22 protein-coding genes are annotated in these 16,651 nt (G+C 29.7%); 17 read left to right on the top strand and 5 right to left on the bottom strand.

The genetic code is table 11. From position 1 onward, the window contains the following. Positions 1 to 28: 28 nt before the first annotated feature. Positions 29 to 490 (bottom strand): phosphatase PAP2 family protein, encoded by a 462-nt coding sequence (locus KEC48_RS10845; RefSeq protein WP_211962225.1) that lies wholly within the window; start codon positions 488 to 490, stop codon positions 29 to 31. A 169-nt stretch (positions 491 to 659) separates the two neighbouring features. On the opposite strand from KEC48_RS10845, the gene KEC48_RS16365 reads away from it, so the two are divergent. The 3 genes from KEC48_RS16365 (at position 660) to KEC48_RS10835 (ending at position 3,752) form a co-directional block, all read left to right on the top strand. Further along, the gene (locus tag KEC48_RS16365; protein ID WP_283092190.1) at positions 660 to 782 is read left to right on the top strand and encodes a hypothetical protein; all 123 of its coding nucleotides are present in this window, start codon (positions 660 to 662) and stop codon (positions 780 to 782) included. 14 nt (positions 783 to 796) lie between these two features. Then, complete coding sequence (locus tag KEC48_RS10840) at positions 797 to 2,899, top strand: CocE/NonD family hydrolase (RefSeq protein ID WP_211962224.1); 2,103 nt, start codon at positions 797 to 799, stop codon at positions 2,897 to 2,899. A 166-nt stretch (positions 2,900 to 3,065) separates the two neighbouring features. Beyond that, positions 3,066 to 3,752 carry a hypothetical protein gene (locus KEC48_RS10835; RefSeq protein WP_211962223.1) on the top strand — a complete coding sequence of 229 codons (687 nt, stop codon included), beginning with the start codon at positions 3,066 to 3,068 and terminating at the stop codon, positions 3,750 to 3,752. A gap of 104 nt (positions 3,753 to 3,856) precedes the next feature. Here KEC48_RS10835 and KEC48_RS10830 read toward each other — a convergent pair whose 3' ends face one another. Next, positions 3,857 to 4,339 (bottom strand): hypothetical protein, encoded by a 483-nt coding sequence (locus KEC48_RS10830; protein ID WP_087360424.1) that lies wholly within the window; start codon positions 4,337 to 4,339, stop codon positions 3,857 to 3,859. A gap of 596 nt (positions 4,340 to 4,935) precedes the next feature. Here KEC48_RS10830 and KEC48_RS10825 point away from each other — a divergent pair. Both KEC48_RS10825 and KEC48_RS10820 read left to right on the top strand, forming a co-directional pair. Then, the gene (locus tag KEC48_RS10825) at positions 4,936 to 5,388 is read left to right on the top strand and encodes a helix-turn-helix domain-containing protein (RefSeq protein ID WP_087360427.1); all 453 of its coding nucleotides are present in this window, start codon (positions 4,936 to 4,938) and stop codon (positions 5,386 to 5,388) included. A 175-nt stretch (positions 5,389 to 5,563) separates the two neighbouring features. Beyond that, the gene (locus KEC48_RS10820) at positions 5,564 to 6,007 is read left to right on the top strand and encodes an Hsp20/alpha crystallin family protein (RefSeq protein ID WP_087360429.1); all 444 of its coding nucleotides are present in this window, start codon (positions 5,564 to 5,566) and stop codon (positions 6,005 to 6,007) included. A 198-nt stretch (positions 6,008 to 6,205) separates the two neighbouring features. Here KEC48_RS10820 and KEC48_RS10815 read toward each other — a convergent pair whose 3' ends face one another. Further along, a complete protein-coding gene (locus tag KEC48_RS10815) occupies positions 6,206 to 6,526 on the bottom strand; it encodes a putative heavy metal-binding protein (RefSeq protein ID WP_211962222.1) in 321 nt (106 codons plus the stop codon). A gap of 113 nt (positions 6,527 to 6,639) precedes the next feature. Between KEC48_RS10815 and ychF the strand changes: the two genes are divergently transcribed. The 8 genes from ychF to rpsR all read left to right on the top strand — a co-directional run bounded on the left by ychF (position 6,640) and on the right by rpsR (position 13,375). Then, on the top strand, positions 6,640 to 7,740 hold the full coding sequence (gene ychF, locus KEC48_RS10810; protein ID WP_205089833.1) for a redox-regulated ATPase YchF: 1,101 nt from the start codon (positions 6,640 to 6,642) through the stop codon (positions 7,738 to 7,740). Further along, positions 7,740 to 8,465 (top strand): class B sortase, encoded by a 726-nt coding sequence (srtB, locus tag KEC48_RS10805; protein WP_211962221.1) that lies wholly within the window; start codon positions 7,740 to 7,742, stop codon positions 8,463 to 8,465. Before ychF ends, srtB begins: the two co-directional genes overlap by 1 nt. Before the next feature lie 119 nt (positions 8,466 to 8,584). Then, the gene (locus tag KEC48_RS10800; protein WP_087357261.1) at positions 8,585 to 10,585 is read left to right on the top strand and encodes an ATP-dependent Clp protease ATP-binding subunit; all 2,001 of its coding nucleotides are present in this window, start codon (positions 8,585 to 8,587) and stop codon (positions 10,583 to 10,585) included. A gap of 87 nt (positions 10,586 to 10,672) precedes the next feature. After that, positions 10,673 to 11,791 (top strand): SLC13 family permease, encoded by a 1,119-nt coding sequence (locus KEC48_RS10795; protein ID WP_087357262.1) that lies wholly within the window; start codon positions 10,673 to 10,675, stop codon positions 11,789 to 11,791. Positions 11,792 to 11,897: 106 nt separating this feature from the next. Next, on the top strand, positions 11,898 to 12,233 hold the full coding sequence (locus KEC48_RS10790; RefSeq protein WP_211962220.1) for a DUF3788 family protein: 336 nt from the start codon (positions 11,898 to 11,900) through the stop codon (positions 12,231 to 12,233). Between the two features lie 143 nt (positions 12,234 to 12,376). Then, entirely contained in the window at positions 12,377 to 12,664 is a 288-nt protein-coding gene (rpsF, locus tag KEC48_RS10785; RefSeq protein WP_087357265.1) for a 30S ribosomal protein S6, read from the top strand. Positions 12,665 to 12,677: 13 nt separating this feature from the next. Then, a complete protein-coding gene (gene ssb, locus KEC48_RS10780; protein ID WP_087357266.1) occupies positions 12,678 to 13,133 on the top strand; it encodes a single-stranded DNA-binding protein in 456 nt (151 codons plus the stop codon). Positions 13,134 to 13,147: 14 nt separating this feature from the next. Next, positions 13,148 to 13,375, top strand: a complete 228-nt coding sequence (gene rpsR, locus KEC48_RS10775; RefSeq protein ID WP_087357267.1) for a 30S ribosomal protein S18 — start codon at positions 13,148 to 13,150, stop codon at positions 13,373 to 13,375. 40 nt (positions 13,376 to 13,415) lie between these two features. On the opposite strand, the gene KEC48_RS10770 is transcribed toward rpsR, so the two are convergent. Together KEC48_RS10770 and KEC48_RS10765 are read right to left on the bottom strand one after the other, a co-directional pair. Beyond that, entirely contained in the window at positions 13,416 to 14,498 is a 1,083-nt protein-coding gene (locus tag KEC48_RS10770) for a site-specific integrase (protein ID WP_211962219.1), read from the bottom strand. A 106-nt stretch (positions 14,499 to 14,604) separates the two neighbouring features. After that, the gene (locus KEC48_RS10765; protein WP_211962218.1) at positions 14,605 to 15,291 is read right to left on the bottom strand and encodes a helix-turn-helix transcriptional regulator; all 687 of its coding nucleotides are present in this window, start codon (positions 15,289 to 15,291) and stop codon (positions 14,605 to 14,607) included. 190 nt (positions 15,292 to 15,481) lie between these two features. On the opposite strand from KEC48_RS10765, the gene KEC48_RS10760 reads away from it, so the two are divergent. Genes KEC48_RS10760 through KEC48_RS10745 form a run of 4 tightly spaced genes read left to right on the top strand, consistent with a single transcriptional unit; the run spans position 15,482 to position 16,637 of the window. Further along, positions 15,482 to 15,685 (top strand): helix-turn-helix transcriptional regulator, encoded by a 204-nt coding sequence (locus tag KEC48_RS10760; protein WP_156346888.1) that lies wholly within the window; start codon positions 15,482 to 15,484, stop codon positions 15,683 to 15,685. Positions 15,686 to 15,690: 5 nt separating this feature from the next. Beyond that, complete coding sequence (locus KEC48_RS10755; protein WP_029482170.1) at positions 15,691 to 15,879, top strand: hypothetical protein; 189 nt, start codon at positions 15,691 to 15,693, stop codon at positions 15,877 to 15,879. Further along, a complete protein-coding gene (locus KEC48_RS10750) occupies positions 15,872 to 16,411 on the top strand; it encodes a bifunctional DNA primase/polymerase (protein ID WP_211962217.1) in 540 nt (179 codons plus the stop codon). Before KEC48_RS10755 ends, KEC48_RS10750 begins: the two co-directional genes overlap by 8 nt. After that, positions 16,362 to 16,637, top strand: a complete 276-nt coding sequence (locus KEC48_RS10745; RefSeq protein ID WP_349291061.1) for a primase alpha helix C-terminal domain-containing protein — start codon at positions 16,362 to 16,364, stop codon at positions 16,635 to 16,637. Before KEC48_RS10750 ends, KEC48_RS10745 begins: the two co-directional genes overlap by 50 nt. Positions 16,638 to 16,651: the final 14 nt, after the last annotated feature.

Here is a 16,651-nt window from a genome sequence, read left to right as displayed (position 1 = left end):
AATATTTTAAGTATAGTATAAATTATTTTTAATGAAAGTCAATTATAAAACATAGAATTGCAATAATAATTGCTGCAAAAACATCACTGATATGATGCACTCCACTGAAAATACGAGTAAGACTCACAATGATTGCGATTATACAAGCAAAGATACCAATATATGTATTCGCATAAAAACAAATCAATGCAATAATACAGGCACTGACACTATGGCGACTGGGAAATGATTCACCATGTTTATGTCCTTTTAAGGGTTTGATATCCATGTGGTCATAAGGACGAGGGCGATTCACTATTTTTCTAAAAATCGTCACAATAATAAAAGCAATACATGGTCTTAATATCGCTTCTATAAAGTGAGGATTATGCGTTAACCATAAGTTGATCAATACACATGGATAGATAATGAAAGTAATATAAGGACAGTATTCTGTTAGAAAAAGAATGGTTTTTTCTAAACGAGGACGTTGTCTTATATAGGCTAACATTGATTGATAGAAATGCTCCAAATTGCTCACCCTTTCTTTACCATTATATCTAAAATATGTGATGAAAACAAATAAAATCTGTTGTTGTATTCTTATTAATCATTGAAAATAAAAAAATAGATACAAGCTCTTATTTTAATGGATAAAGAAATGAAGAATCAACATATTAATGGAAAATTGTATTTTATTGACAGTTTATCTTGTTAAGAATAGAATATTATTAATTAAAGAAATAAATATACATAAGATTATCTATTATTTTAGAGATGAAAATGAATTATATTTTTATTAAAGGGGATGGTGTTTATGGAACAATGGAACTTTTATGTGTCTGGCATTTTATATGATAAGTTTTTTCAAGAAGATGAAAAAATCATGATTTCAAAGCTTGATGTCTATTCAGGAAAATGGCAAGAAAAGACGTTATTTAGCGAATCTGAAAGTGAAAACTTGAAAAAAATATGTCATCGAGATATTTTGTCTTTTTTTAAGCGAAAAAAAGATTATGAAGAAAAGATTTTTAGTGGTGCAAAACAGTTTCAAACATCATGGAACGAACAGTTTCAATTAAAAGAACATAATGTCTATATTCAAAGACATAAACTCTATCCAATGGATTTATGTTTTGATCAAACAGGTATATATGCTGTTTTGATGGCAGCAAGGGATATGGTTTGTATATTAGTAAAAAATGGATATGAAAAAAGGACGATATTAAAACAATGGGAAGATTTGACTTATTCAAAAGTCAATGTTTTTCCTGTTCAAAAAGCAAAAACATTTGATGTACAAACAAAAGATCATATCTCTCTAGCAACTGATGTCTATTTGCCAGTAAATAAAAATCAGAGTCAATTCCCAACGATACTCGTTCGTACTCCTTATGGAAAGAAACAAAGTTATTTTCAATATTGGCGATTTGTTCAAAGAGGATATGCAGTTGTTATACAAGATGTTCGTGGTAGAGAAGAAAGTCAAGGCGAATGGATGCCATCGTACTATGAAGTAGAAGATGCTAATGATACACTGAATTGGATTGCTTCACAAAGCTGGAGTGATGGTTGTGTAGGAATGATAGGAGCTTCTTATTTAGGTTATGTACAATGGGCAGCTTTATGTAGCCAAAATGTGCATCTTCAAGCTATTGTTAGTTTTATGTGCTCGGGAAGTGCTTTTGTGGACATACCAAGACGTGGAGGATGTTTCAATTCTGGTATGTTGGCATGGGCATTTGCGATGGCACAAAAAACATTTTTACCAGAGAACATGACTCAGGATTGGGATTATTTAATGAAAATACGACCTATTTCTAAAATTCCTGAAGTGGCTTTAGGGAAGCCTATTGATTTTCTTGATCGCTGGTTAAAACATGAGAATATGGATGATTTTTGGAATACAATGGATTGGGAAAAAAGAAGTGGTGGTTATCAAGTCCCTGCTCTTATTATATCTGGTTGGTTTGATGATAATGGTATGGGAACAACACAGGCTCTACGTTTAGTTAAATCATGGAAACCGAAAACATGGAAAGCCATCATAGGAGCATGGAAACATAACGGGAATGCTGAATATGACTTACATCATGTTTATATGGGAGAGAATGCTTTAAGATATGATATTGATTTACAATGTATGTTGTGGTTAGACCGATTTGTGAAAGGGGTTCACAATGGTATCGAAGAAGGAGCACCAGTTGAATATTATACGTTACATGAAAATAGATGGAAAACTGCTACAACATGGCCTGTTTCAAATCATAGAGTGAAGCTCTATCTACAAGATTCTGATGACAAAGCCAATGGAAATACTTTGACATGTGGAAGTGGACATTTGATTGAAAATCAACCTTTCAAAAATGGCTGGAGTATGTATTGTTATGATCCTGATAATCCTGCAAAGCACATCATTGATGTATCAGAGAATGAACTGGAAGTTCCAGAAAATTACATTCATGAAGAAAAAAGAAAAGATGTTCTTACTTTTTCTACAGATATTTTAGATCATCCCATCACAATGACTGGAGATTTTAAAGTCAAACTATATGTTTCCTGTGATTGCCCTGATACAGATATTGTTGTGAGAATCTGTGATGTTGATCCTTTGGGAAATTCAATAAAATTGGCAGATGGTGTGCTAGATTTAAAATATCGAGATGGTTTTGAACAACCAAAATTTCTTCAAAGTGATGTTGTTTATCCTATTGAAATACAGACTACAAAAATATCTAATACTTTTCAAAAAGGTCATAGAATTCGCTTAACGATAACTTCTAGCGCAGAAAATTTCATTTTCCCTAATACAAATACGAAAGAAGGATTTAACGGTATAGAAAAAAGAAAAGCAAATATAAGGATTTATTGGGGAGCACCTTATATATCTTATATAGAATATATTCAAGATGATTTTTAAAAAAGTCACTCATAAATGATTTATCTATCAAATACTACTATCATTTAAAATAGAATGAATTAATAAAAGGGGAACGCAAAACGTTCCTTTTTATGACTTTCTGATAGTTTTATTGAAGCAAAAATTGAGAATTGATATAATGTAAATAATATGGAGATGGGATATTATGAAAATCACTGGAACAAAAAGTTATATACAAGTTGAAGATGATAGTGGCAATATCGCAAGATTTGATGGTGAAGTATGTTTAAATGGTTTTTACGCAGTGGCTGATTCTATTTGCTGGTTAAAACATCAAGGAGAAGTCACTGATGAAGATAGAGTTCAACTGATTTACAAGGCAACGCAATATGGCAGGGATTATGATATAAAAGTATTATTTTTTGACCATGATAATAAAGTTATGTTTGAAAAAGAACTTGAGCTTTCAACAGAAGTCTATTGGGCAAAAAACAATCTTATTTTTATTGCTGTTATTTTATTGTCAATGATTGCTTCAATTATTTTAGTTGCAGTATTAGATGTTGTAAGTGCTATGTTCCTATTTATTTTGAGTATTGGTGCTTTTATTTTTATAAGTCCATTTATCTTATGGGGAATTTCTATATGTAGATTTCTTGTGAAAACAAAAGGGGATGAAATGACAGTGAGATCAATGATAGGGAAAACTTATTCATTTCCTTTAAGTGAAATAGAGAAAGTTGTAAGAAAAACTAAAAATTTATATGGCTGGGAAGAATGTCAAAAGATAATCATCTATATAAGAAATAAAAAGATTATTCTTCGTAGAAGTATGGAAGGATTTGATGATATGGATGCTTACCTTTTACGACATGTTGATCATATTATATAAGAATATGGAAGCTGCATAGATTATTTCGTTATCAATCATTTTTGAAAATGTCAGAAACATTTTAAATCCATTTTGTTGCTTACTTATAAACTAAAAAATTTTATCTAATCATATTTTGAAGTCCTCAAAACGTTAGTAATAATTGTTATGAGAAGATTAAAGAAGTATTTAGAATCCAAATGTAATCTTTTTATTCGTGGTGGCAATGGCATATATAATTTTATTTTTTTGAAATCTTCTTCAATTAAAATATCTTCTTGAAATAAGGTACTTACTCTTTTTAATGATTTAATCTTCTTTCTCACAGAACCCTTAATACTATTTTCATATTTTCCTTTTTTATGAAAATTAAAGTCCAATAAGTGTTCCATCATAGCATTTATCAAAAATGAAGCGGCGGATAAATTTACATTTATTCCACTAAGATGGAGAAAATTATCTTTTTTGCTGCAAGAATATAGTAATTTTTTCTTGAAATCTTTAGAACGAATGAGATATAGATGGGTGACAAAAACTTCCTTATATTTCTTTGATTCAGTTATTGTGATTTCTTTTACTCTTATTTTAAAAGAAGTTTGTTCAACCATATGTTCATCTTCGTTTCTATGAAATCATAAAGGGGATTAATCGCCCTTTGATTTTTAATGGATATGGTTTTTTGAGGTTTCCATACCGATCATTTTTTCATATATATATTAACATGCCGGTAGAAAAGGTTAATGTATATCCATTAATAATAGTTTATTCTTTTTGTATTGGTTTATGTATTTTTTAATTAGTAAGATACTCTTATTTTAAATAGAGGGATAATAAGAAAAATTAATATTGAAGGATTAGTTGATTGTGGATAATCATTTGTTAAACTATGCGGCTTGGATTCATTTTATGTAACGATCAAGGCAATGTTGATATGCAGTATGCATTAGGGGCTTAAGCCATAATATTTTTGAAAACTCAAAATTATTAATCATAAAAAGAATATAAGCATTTTTTAAATAATCATTCTAATAAATCTTGTTATATTTCAGTGAAATCATAGCTATAGAGATATAAAAAATGATAAAGAATGAATAAAATTTGTTAAATTGTTAAATTCTCGTGCGATATTGGTTATCAAAGTTGGTGGTGTTTTTCTTGGAACATTTTTATAATGGAATTATCAAAAGACAAGGAGGATTGTACAATGAATTTAGGAAATAGTTTATTTCATGCAAGGAAGAAAAGAGGATTATCACAAGAAGAAGTTGCCCAAAAGATTGGGGTAAGTAGGCAAACTATATCAAAATGGGAAACAAATGAAACCATTCCAGATATTTATCAATCAAAAAAGATGGCAAAACTCTATAATGTTTCGCTTGATGAACTCATTGAATTTGATGTTGATTTACAAGAAATAGAAGAAATGATTGAAAAGAGTGATGATAAAATCAATGAAAAAGTGAATTGGACAAATGCGTGGGGTAAGAAATATCCCATACTTCTTCAATATCAAAGTGAAGTTAATACAGCAAATTATGCATTTCGAATTACAAAAATGTTTGATGAAATAAAAGATGAATATGGCTACACAAAACAAGATGCCATGCTTGTTCTTAAAGATATTTTATACAATGCTTATAAAAGCTGGAACAAATGATGTCAATTATGTGAAAAAATGTTTTTAGCACTCTAGACTTGACTCTGCTAAAATAGAGGACTATAATATAAATAGAAATAAGGAAAGAGAATAAAAAAGGCAATCCTTACTTCTCATATCAAACATTGTTCATTCTCTAACAATGCTTAGAATTGTTTTTCAAGAGGTGATATTTATGTTAATGCCTAGTATTTTTGGAGAAAGTTTATTTGATGATTGGTTTGATGATTTAGATAAGGAATTCTTTGGAAAGAAGAATCCATTATATGGAAAACATTCAAGAAATATGATGAAAACAGATGTACGTGAAACAGAAGGAACATATGAATTGGATGTCGATCTTCCAGGCTTTAAGAAAGAGGATGTGGAATTGACATTTGAACAAGGATATTTGACAATCTCAGCTAAGAAGAACTTGAATAAAGATGAAAAGAATAAAGATGGACAATATATCCGACAGGAAAGATATGCAGGAAGCATGAGTCGAAGCTTCTATGTAGGAGAAAGTGTTCCACAGAGTGATATTAAAGCAAAATTTGAAGATGGTGTTTTAAGAATTTCAATTCCAAAACAGGATATGAAAGCTATTGAAAACAACAACACAATCATGATTGACTAAGCAGGGAAAAATCCCTGCTTTACTTATTCTTAATCAAAACTTTAGGTAATGAGATAGTAGATAAGAAAAAAAGTTTATATATTATAAGCAGTTATCAGGTTTTCTCTCCACATTTAACATTCTTTATACTGATAACCAAGTGGGCAACCACTTTCTATAAATAAAAAGATTCCTTCAAAACGAAAGGAATCTTTTTGGTTATCTGACAATCACAGCAGTTCCAGAAACAGTCACCATCAACATGCCATTATCAGCACCTAAAACTTCATAATCAACATCAATACCCACTACAGCATTTGCCCCTTTTTCACGAGCACGTTCTTCTAATTCCTGTAATGCTTTTTCTCTGGCTTCCAAAAGTTCATTTTCATATGTTGCTGATCTGCCACCAAAGATATTAGATAAACCAGCTGTGAAGTCTTTGATAAAATTAATACCAGAAATGACCTCACCAAAAACAATTCCTTTGTATTCCATAATTTCTTTTCCTTCAACAGAAGGAGTTGTTGTTAAAATCATATTCTCGCCTCCTAACTTTAATATATCATATTTGTTTGGAAAAGATATGAATAAGAATTGCCTTTTTAATAATTTTTCGCTAAAATGGAATGGAGTTAAGGAGTGATGAAAAGATGGCATTAACAGCCGGAATTGTTGGACTTCCTAATGTGGGTAAGTCAACATTATTTAATGCAATTACAAATGCACAGGTTGAAGCAGCAAACTATCCATTTGCGACAATTGATCCTAATGTAGGTGTTGTGGAAGTTCCTGATTATCGTTTAGATGAATTAACAAAGATTTTTAATCCTAAAAAGACAATTCCTACAACATTTGAATTTACTGATATTGCAGGTTTGGTCAAAGGGGCAAGTCGTGGAGAAGGTTTAGGAAATAAGTTTTTAGCAAACATTCGTGAAACAGATGCAATTTGTGAAGTTGTTCGTTGTTTTAGAGATAAAGATATTACTCATGTAGATGGGGATGTAGATCCTGTTAGAGATGTGGAAACAATCAATTTAGAATTGATTTTTGCTGATTTGGAAACAGTGGAAAAGCGTATTGGTAAAATTGAAAAGAAAGCTAAATCTGGTGATAAAGAAGCAAAGGCTGAAATGGAAGTTTTAGAACCTTTAAAAGAAACTTTAGAAGCTGGAAAACCAGCGAGAGTATTATCTTTTTCTAAAGAGGAAATGGATATTGTTAAACAATACACATTATTGACAATGAAGCCTTTAATTTATGTAGCTAATCTTGGAGAAGAAGATTTAGAAAATCCAGAAAGTAATCCTTATTATGTTCAATTAAAAGAATATGCTGAAAAAGAAAACTGTGATGTTGTTCCTATCTGTGCCAAGATTGAAAGTGAACTTGTTGGTTTAGATAAAGAAGAAAAACAGATGTTTTTAGATGATTTAGGTATTGATGAAAGTGGGTTAGATAAGTTAATTAAAGAAGCCTATGCTTTGTTAGGTTTAAATACTTTCTTTACCGTTGGAGCAGATGAAGTGAGAGCCTGGACATTTAAAAAAGGGATGTTGGCACCAGAAATGGCGGGAATTATTCATACTGATTTCCAAAGAGGATTTATTAAAGCAGAAACATATAGCTATGATGATTTAATGGAATATGGTAGTGAACATGCTTTAAGAGAAGCTGGAAAAATTCGTCAGGAAGGAAAACAATATGTAGGGCATGATGGTGATATTATGTTCTTCAAGTTTAATGTTTAATGAAAAAGATTATTAGAAGAATATTACTTGTTGTTTGTATATGTGTTTTTCTTTTTTCAGCTTTTCAATTGGGAAAGATATTCTATAATTATTATACTATTGAAAAAGAGAGTACAGAACTTATTACAAAATATGTAGAAGAACCTCAAGAAGATGAAAATGATCCATTAAAACGTGTTATTAATTTTGAAGAACTTCAAAATATCAATTCAGATGTGATAGGATGGTTATATATTCCAGATACAAAGATTGATGAGCCTATTCTTAAGGGGGAAAATAATGATACATATTTGCGTACTGACTTATATATGAAAGCAAATACGGCAGGAAATCTTTTTATTGATGAAATCAATTCAAGAAATTTTAGTGATGATAATACAATTATCTATGGACATAATATGAAAAATGGTTCTCGTTTTCATGATTTAAGATACTTCGTAGAAAAAGATTATTTTAATGAACACCAAAATATTTATATTTACTTACCAGATGGAAGTATTAATATTTATCAAGGTGTAGCTTCTGCGGTCATTGATTCAAGAAGTGATTTATATCAAAAAGGTATTGATTATCAAAAATATATGAATCAAGTCAAGAGTGAAGCTTCTGTTTATCAAAATGTCAGTGAAAAACAAGTCAATATGATTATGTTAAGTACATGTTATACTGGAACTGAAAATAGATATGTTGTTTATGGACAGTTAAAAGAAAACTATAAGAGGTAATGTTAAAGCATTATCTCTTTTTTTGGTAAATAATGCAAAATAATAAAATGATTAAATATAAAGAAAACGTTAATAATTTCAAATAGAGTTCATATGATAGAAAGGAAAAGAGGTGTCATATGCTTACACAATTTCATGAACAGGCACAAAAAGCCATTGTTATTGCTGAAAGTATAGCGTTTGATTTGGGGCATAGTCATGTAGGAAGTGAGCATCTTTTATTATCAGTATTAAAAATGAAAGAAATCCCTTTAACAAAAATGTTAAAAACCTATCATGTTGATGATGATGTCATTTATAAAGATATAGTCAGGTTGTTTGGCAAAAAAGATATTCAACCTTTTTATATGGAATATAGTGAAGTTGTAAAAAAGATATTAGAAGAAGCTATTCGTCTCACACATGAAAGAAAAGAAAGTAAAGTGACAATCAATACTTTATGTTTGGCTTTACTACTGCAAAGAGAAAGTGTTGCTGTAGAATTATTAAACAAATATCATGTTTCATTTAATCAGTTAAAAGAAAAATTAAGTGAAAAACAATCCCTTCTTTATGAATTAGATAAAATACATGAATTAATTAATTTTAATGAACGTGTAAAAAACGAAAATCGTTTGATGATAGGAAGGGAACAAGAGTTAGAACAACTTTTTTTAACACTTTGTAAGAAAGAAAAAAATAATGTTTTATTGATAGGTAAAGCAGGTGTAGGAAAGACTGCATTAGTAGAAAAACTAGCATATAAGATTAATCAAAAAGAAGTTCCTGCCTTATTACAAAACAAAGTGATTTATGAATTAAGTTTATCAAGTATTGTTGCTGGAACAAAGTATCGTGGAGAATTTGAAGAAAAATTCAAAAAATTAATTGATAAGGTCATTCAAGCTAAAGATGCAATTTTATTTATAGATGAAATTCATAATTTAATAGGGGCTGGAGGAGCTGAAGGAGCTATTGATGCATCTAATATTTTAAAACCTTTTTTAGCAAGAAAGGATTTAACTTTGATTGGAGCGACAACCATTGAAGAATATTATCAATACTTTGAAAAAGATCAAGCGATGAACAGACGTTTTTCAATATTGAAAATCAATGAAAATACAAAAGAAGAAACCAAAGATATTCTTTTAGGACTTAAAAAGCAATATGAAAATTATCATCATATTCATATCCCCAATGAACGACTTGATGAAATTATAGACCTTTGCGATCAATATTTACTTTCACGTGTTTTTCCAGATAAAGCCTTAGATGTTTTGGATTTATCTTGTGTCAAAGCTATATTTCAAAACGAACAGGTTTTACAGACATGTCATATTGAAAAAGTGATAGAAGAAATTTCAGGAAGTTGTTTACAAGAAAGTTCTTATCTTGATATTGAACAGACACTTCATCAACATATTATTGGACAACAGGAAGCAATTCATCAATTGGTAGAATCTTTAGAATCACTTGCTCAATATCCTCATTCACATCGTCCTAAAGGTGTTTATTTATTAACAGGAAGCAGTGGTGTTGGAAAAACCGAAACAGCAAAGATTCTAGCGAAAACTTTGCATAAACACTTTATCAAATTAGATATGTCAGAATATAGTGATGCAACTAGTGTCAACAAACTTATAGGGTCTTCTCCAGGTTATATTGGTTTTGATCAGCAATCTTTTTTATTTCATGATATGATTTTATATCCCGATAGTATCGTTTTATTAGATGAAATTGAAAAAGCCCATCCACAAGTTATACATTTATTTTTACAAGTCTTTGATGAAGGTATTTTAAAGGATCATCAACATCATATTCTTTCTTTTAAAGATACTATTATTATGATGACATCTAATATTACAAGACAAAATCAACCTGTGGTAGGTTTTAAAAAGAAACTTCAATCACACCAATATTTAGAATCGTTCTTTTCTAAAGAATTTTTAAATCGTATAGATGAAATTATTGAATATCAACCATTACAAAAACAACATCTTCAACAAATTCTTTTAAATCAAACTCCAATCCCTTTAACAGATTGTATGATTAAAGATATTTTAACAAATTATGATTGTCAACAAGGAGCAAGAACGCTTTTAAAAGAAATGAAGAAGTATCTTGTTTCTAGAAATAGATAGTGCCATTGTGAAGTGGCACTTTTTGCATGAAAAGAAATTGATAGTTAGGTTATTTATGCTAAAATAGGATTTCGTGAGGTGAAAGAAATGAGGAGAATATGGGGAATCATAAAGAAAGATACGGTTTTAATGATAGCTTGGATTTTAGCTATCTTATCTTGCTTTTTTGTGAAACCTTCTTTTGAGTATTTAGGATATATTGATTATACAACTTTAGCTTTATTATTTTGTTTAATGGTTATAGTGAATGGTTTGCAAAATATCCAATTATTTCAACAGATTGCTATCTTTTTTATGAAGAAAATCAAAACAACCAGACAATTAGACTTATTGCTTGTAGGATTATGTTTTTTATTGAGTATGTTAATAACAAATGATGTTGCATTAATTACTTTTGTTCCTCTAACAATTGTTGTTTTAAAAATATTAAGGATGGAAGAAAGAGTCGTTCATATCGTTGTTTTACAAACTTTAGCTGCTAATTTAGGGAGTATGTGTACACCAATAGGAAATCCACAAAATCTTTTCTTGTATACTTATTTTGATATGTCCTTGAGTCATTTTATGATAATGATTTTACCATTTGTCATGTTATCTTTGATACTTTTATTGATACATATATTTATGCATAGAAATCAATCCATTGAAACACCAAAGATTTATCAAAAAGAAGATACGAATATCACTTATCTATGGATTTATATGATTTTATTTGTATTATGTATTTTAAGTGTTTTGCATCTTTTAAGTATTTTTTATTTATTACCTGTTATAATGATTGTATGTGGTTTTATGGACTATAAAACCATCGTAAAAGTAGATTATTTATTATTGTTGACATTTGTTGGTTTCTTTATTTTTATAGGAAATTTAAAGAATATAGATATGATTGCACAATTTTTAAATCAGATTGTCAATGGTTATGAAATGATTATCAGTGTTATTTGTTCACAAGTATTTTCTAATGTTCCAACAGCAATATTATTATCTGGATTTACAAAGAATGTTTATGATTTATTGATAGGTGTCAATATTGGAGGGTTAGGAACATTCATTGCTTCAATGGCTTCGCTTATATCTTATAAGTATATAACACGTATTTATCCGCAATATAAAAAACGTTATTTTATGTCTTTTACAAAATATAATATCATTGATTTAATTGTATTAGTGATTGCAGCAGAAATATTTTTGTTGATTGTATAAGGAGTGAAGGAGTATGTTTGATAGAGATTCACAGGAATGTGTACCAACTTTATCTATGATTAGTCAATATATCCATAATACATTGTGGGATGAATGATACTTATATATGGAAAATGAATTTCATGCAAAGCCACAGTATGAGTTCAGCCATTGTAGCTGGGAACATGGTTGGAATGTGAAATTTAAAAAAGGGAGTCATTCGATATGTACGGTTTATCCACGACAGGGATTTTTGACTGTCATGGTTGTGATTGGACCAAAAGAAAAAGAACTGTTTGAAAAATTGTTACCGACAATGGATATACGTATTCAAGACATTTATATGCATACAAAGGAAGGGAATTATCAAAAATGGTTAATGATTGATGTAGAAGATAAAAATCAAGTCTATGAAGATTTAAAAACAATATTGCATATAAGAGCTGATAGAAAAATAAAGTGATTGTGAAGTAAAATTATTTTGATTATACCGTTACTTATTGACAAAAAGGTGGATTTATGGTATAAACTTTTTTGCATGTAATATATTTACTGCCTGTCTATATGAAGAATATAGACCATTAGACCATAGGAGGAGGTAAAAAGATGAATAAATACGAAATCATGTTTATTGTAAAACCTGACGTTGAAGAAGAAACAAGAAATGCATTAATCGAAAACTTCAAAAACATTTTAACAAATGGTGAAGGAACTGTAGATAATGTCAACGAATGGGGATTACGTGATTTTGCTTATGAAATTCAGGATTACAAAAAAGGATACTATGTTGTTATTGATACAACAACAACTCCTGCAAACATTTCTGAATTTGAACGTATTTCACGTATCAACGCAAACGTTATCCGTCATATGACTCTTAGAAAATCTAAATAAGAGGTGAGTTCTGATGATTAATCGTGTTGTATTAGTTGGAAGAATGACAAGAGATCCTGAGCTAAGAACAACAAATACTGGTGCTTCTGTAACAAGTTTCACTTTAGCACTTAATCGTAACTATAATTCGGCAGATGGACAACAAGCAGATTATATTAACTGTGTTGTCTGGAATAAAGTTGCTGAAAATGTAGCAAAATATTGTTCTAAAGGATCATTAGTAGGTGTTGAAGGAAGACTTCGTTCACGTAGCTATGATAATGCTCAAGGTCAAAAAGTATATGTTGTTGAAGTTGTTTGTGACAGTGTACAGTTCTTGGAAACAAGAGCTGCCAGAGAAAGAGCACAGCAACAACAACCACAAGTATCACAAGATAACTTCTATGATATGAAGACAGTAGAATTAGAAAAGGATTTTGATAATTCTTTTGATTCATTTGATATCATGGAAGATGATATTCAATTTTAAGGAGGAAATGGTTTATGGCATTCAAAAGACAAAGACCTAGAAAAAAAGTTTGCTATTTTACAAAAAACAAGATTGATTACATCGATTACAAAGATGTTGAATTATTAAAAAGATTTATATCTGCTAATGGGAAAATCATTCCTAGACGTGTAACTGGTACAAGTGCTAAATACCAAAGACAATTAGCAGTAGCAATCAAAAGAGCTAGACAAATGGCTTTATTACCATACGTTGGTGAATAATAAGTATTAAAAAACCTTGATAAAATCAAGGTTTTTTTGTTTATTGAAGCGTTTCTGGTACTAATTTGGTACTATTGTTTAATTCATCAAGCTTATTAACGAGATGAATTTGTTTATCAGGATATAAATGACTGTAAGTTTTTAATGTTGTTTCAACGGTATCACCTATACGTTCTGCTATCATGAGTGCACTATAACCTAATTCAATAAGCATGGAAACATGACTATGCCTAAAGGAATGGATGGTAAACTCAGGATTAAGATTTGCTTTTCTTTGTGCGTATTTCAATCGCCCTCTTGCTTTTGTGTAATGATTCATAAAAATATAATCATCATCCTTTGGTTTATAGAGATTATCGATATATTGCTTAATAATATCTACAAGGAATTGTGGAATACTAACATCCCTATAGCTATTGTGCGTTTTAGGAGATGTAATGACATTCTTTTTATTAATACGTTGATATGATTTTGTAATGTGAATAACTCCTTTATCTAAATCTATATCTTTTTTTTGTAATGCAAACAATTCACCCTTTCTCATACCTGTGTAAAAAAGAGTAGAGAATATAGTGTAATCATTATAGTCTTGTACGTTTTCTAATAAAGTTTTCATTTCATCGATAGTATAAATTTGCATTTTTTTGCTTTTATGGCTACCAATGCTTCCAGCTTTAGTACAAGGATTCGTTTTTAAGTCATAATATTTTGTAGCGTGATTAAAAATGGCATTTAGTATTCCATTTATCTTTTTTAAATAGGCTTCAGAATAGTTTTGGCTTATAAGCTCATTTTGCCATCGTCTTATTATTATGGCAGTAATCTCATTCATTTGATATTGTTTAAAAAAAGGAAGAATCCTTTTCTCAATAATATTGTTTTTAACATGTAATGTCTTTGGTTTCAGTCGAGGCGACATATCATCTTGGTAAAGTTTTACAAAGTTTTCAAATGACATATTAAGATCTGTACTTTGTTGTTCTAGAAAATGTCGTTCAAACTCTTTAGCTTCACGTTGTAATTTGAATCCTCTTTTTTTCTTTTGTTTTTTCTCACCTTTATAATCAGTATAATAAAACTTACAAAACCAAGTTTTGGTTTTCTTATCATAATATGTTGGCATTGTATTTCGCTCCTTTTCATGTTAAAATTGGAGCATGAAAAATGATTGCTGTGGTAGGTAATTCTTTTTCATGCTGTGCACTCTAGTTGGCGCTGGAGTGCTTTTTTTATTTACTGTAATATTTTTTTAATGCGACACGATACATCGTATCAATTGATTGATCATCTTCTAAATCAAGGTCTAATTCTTTGTTTGTAAAGAGAACTTTGTAAATAATATCTTTCTTATAATTTGGATTATTTGCTTTATATTGTTTAATTGTTTCTTCATTCATAAATTGAGATTCATATACAACTTTTTGATATTGGTATTGAGCATCTTGTAAACTTCTATCGATGAGAAGATAAGCATCATTACGCAATTGTTCAAATTGAGACTGATCAACTGAAACAAATGAAAGTTTACGAAAATCCTTTAGTAATGTATAGAATTCATCAAAATTTGTGTATATATCAATCTCATAATCTCCTATTTTTTCATGTTCTTTATCAAAATTTTCTTTCATGTCAAAGAATTTACCGGAATCGTACAATAGAATATCGTTTAGTTCGTTGTGTTGTACAGGATGGTAGCTATGATCAAAAAGAAAATCATTATTCTCTAAGTCAAAAAATACGCTCGGACAAATAGAGAGTTCATCAGATATTTGTTTGATAACATCTATTTTAGGTTCACGACCATTTTCATAATTTTGATAAGTTGTATAAGGGATATTGAGCCGTCTGGCTAACTCGGCTTTAGATAGACCTTTTTTCTTACGTTCTCTTGCTAATATATCTGAAAAAGTAGCCATATATATGTATTTAACCTCCTTTCTTGAGTTAATTATATCAAATTTGTACAACTTGTAAATAAATATAACTCATTTTGAATAAAAATATATGAAAATTATTTAAAATGAGTTATTTATATTGACAACAACCTAATATATGCTATTATTTAATTGAAAATAACTCAATTTGAGTATAAAAGGAGGAGAAAATATGAAGGTTGACTCAACAAGAATTAAAATCTTGCTGATAGAACGTCAATTATCAGTAAAGGAGTTTTGTAAAATCAACAACTTGTCTTATAGTACGGTCTCTGCAATATTAAGAGGTCAAAGGATTGGACAACTCAAAACTATCGGACAAATTGCTGATGCGTTAGATGTAAGTATTGATAGTATATTAAAAGAAGGAGAATAGAAATTATGGAAATTGAAAAAAGTTATTATGATGTATACGATGTCATTAAATTATTAGGAGTTAGTAAAAGTAAAGCTTATGCAGTGATGAGAGAGATGAATGATTATTTAGAAGAACAAGGATATTTAGTTATTTCTGGTAAAGTCCCTGCAAGATATTTTAATGAAAAGTGGTATGGTGGAACACATGCTTAGTTTAAAAGAAAGTGCACTAGCCTATGCTAAAGAAGGGCTACGAGTCTTTCCACTGGCGCCAAACAGTAAAGGAAAGCAAGTTCTTCATTCATGGATAAAAGAAGCAACCACGAATCCAGATACTATTGAATATTGGTGGGATACAAATCCACAATATAATATTGGTATCGTAACGGGCGAAAAACTATTTGTTATAGATGTTGATATAAAAAATCAACATAATGGAATTGAATCTTTAAAACAATATGGAAAAGAATTACCTACCACAAAAATGGTGAAATCTCCCTCAGGGGGATTTCATCTTTACTATTATGATGACCAACAAGAAGTTAAAACACGTACAGGATTGTATGATGGTATTGATATACGAGGAAAAGGTGGCTACATTGTAGCACCGCCAAGTATGATAGATGGTAATAAATATCAGTTTGTTAATAAAGAACCGGTTGCAAAAATAAATGATGCATTACGAAACTTTTTAAATAGACATAAAGAAAACAGAGAGTTCATTTACAAGTCAAGATATCGTTAATGAAGGATGTAGGAACGATTATCTATTTCGTATGGCGTGTTTCTTACAACAAAAAGGTTTTAGTGATGAAGCCATCAAAGAATGTATTAAAAAAGAGAATGAAGCAAAATGTCAACCATCATTGGGAATCCAAGAAATAGAACGTATTATTCAAAGTACACTAAAGTATAAAAAGGGTATAGTTCAATTACGAAATGAAAAAAGTATGAAGGATCGTTTACTTTAACACAACTTTATGCT

The sequence above is a fragment of the Clostridium sp. C1 genome (assembly GCF_018223625.1).
Taxonomy (GTDB): Bacteria; Bacillota_I; Bacilli_A; order Erysipelotrichales; family Coprobacillaceae; genus Allocoprobacillus.
This window is presented reverse-complemented; position numbering and strand designations above follow the sequence as displayed.

Bases quoted from the DNA above. Each gene is read 5' to 3' on its own strand.
- rpsF (WP_087357265.1), top strand. From the start codon at position 12,377: ATGAATAAATACGAAATCATGTTTATTGTAAAACCTGACGTTGAAGAA.
- ssb (WP_087357266.1), top strand. From the start codon at position 12,678: ATGATTAATCGTGTTGTATTAGTTGGAAGAATGACAAGAGATCCTGAG.
- rpsR (WP_087357267.1), top strand. From the start codon at position 13,148: ATGGCATTCAAAAGACAAAGACCTAGAAAAAAAGTTTGCTATTTTACA.
- KEC48_RS10845 (WP_211962225.1), bottom strand. From the start codon at position 490: ATGTTAGCCTATATAAGACAACGTCCTCGTTTAGAAAAAACCATTCTT.
- KEC48_RS10815 (WP_211962222.1), bottom strand. From the start codon at position 6,526: ATGATTTTAACAACAACTCCTTCTGTTGAAGGAAAAGAAATTATGGAA.
- KEC48_RS10840 (WP_211962224.1), top strand. From the start codon at position 797: ATGGAACAATGGAACTTTTATGTGTCTGGCATTTTATATGATAAGTTT.
- KEC48_RS16365 (WP_283092190.1), top strand. From the start codon at position 660: ATGGAAAATTGTATTTTATTGACAGTTTATCTTGTTAAGAATAGAATA.
- KEC48_RS10750 (WP_211962217.1), top strand. From the start codon at position 15,872: ATGCTTAGTTTAAAAGAAAGTGCACTAGCCTATGCTAAAGAAGGGCTA.
- KEC48_RS10830 (WP_087360424.1), bottom strand. From the start codon at position 4,339: ATGGTTGAACAAACTTCTTTTAAAATAAGAGTAAAAGAAATCACAATA.
- KEC48_RS10760 (WP_156346888.1), top strand. From the start codon at position 15,482: ATGAAGGTTGACTCAACAAGAATTAAAATCTTGCTGATAGAACGTCAA.
- KEC48_RS10795 (WP_087357262.1), top strand. From the start codon at position 10,673: ATGAGGAGAATATGGGGAATCATAAAGAAAGATACGGTTTTAATGATA.
- KEC48_RS10755 (WP_029482170.1), top strand. From the start codon at position 15,691: ATGGAAATTGAAAAAAGTTATTATGATGTATACGATGTCATTAAATTA.
- KEC48_RS10790 (WP_211962220.1), top strand. From the start codon at position 11,898: ATGGAAAATGAATTTCATGCAAAGCCACAGTATGAGTTCAGCCATTGT.
- KEC48_RS10800 (WP_087357261.1), top strand. From the start codon at position 8,585: ATGCTTACACAATTTCATGAACAGGCACAAAAAGCCATTGTTATTGCT.
- KEC48_RS10770 (WP_211962219.1), bottom strand. From the start codon at position 14,498: ATGCCAACATATTATGATAAGAAAACCAAAACTTGGTTTTGTAAGTTT.
- KEC48_RS10835 (WP_211962223.1), top strand. From the start codon at position 3,066: ATGAAAATCACTGGAACAAAAAGTTATATACAAGTTGAAGATGATAGT.
- KEC48_RS10765 (WP_211962218.1), bottom strand. From the start codon at position 15,291: ATGGCTACTTTTTCAGATATATTAGCAAGAGAACGTAAGAAAAAAGGT.
- KEC48_RS10825 (WP_087360427.1), top strand. From the start codon at position 4,936: ATGAATTTAGGAAATAGTTTATTTCATGCAAGGAAGAAAAGAGGATTA.
- ychF (WP_205089833.1), top strand. From the start codon at position 6,640: ATGGCATTAACAGCCGGAATTGTTGGACTTCCTAATGTGGGTAAGTCA.
- KEC48_RS10820 (WP_087360429.1), top strand. From the start codon at position 5,564: ATGTTAATGCCTAGTATTTTTGGAGAAAGTTTATTTGATGATTGGTTT.
- srtB (WP_211962221.1), top strand. From the start codon at position 7,740: ATGAAAAAGATTATTAGAAGAATATTACTTGTTGTTTGTATATGTGTT.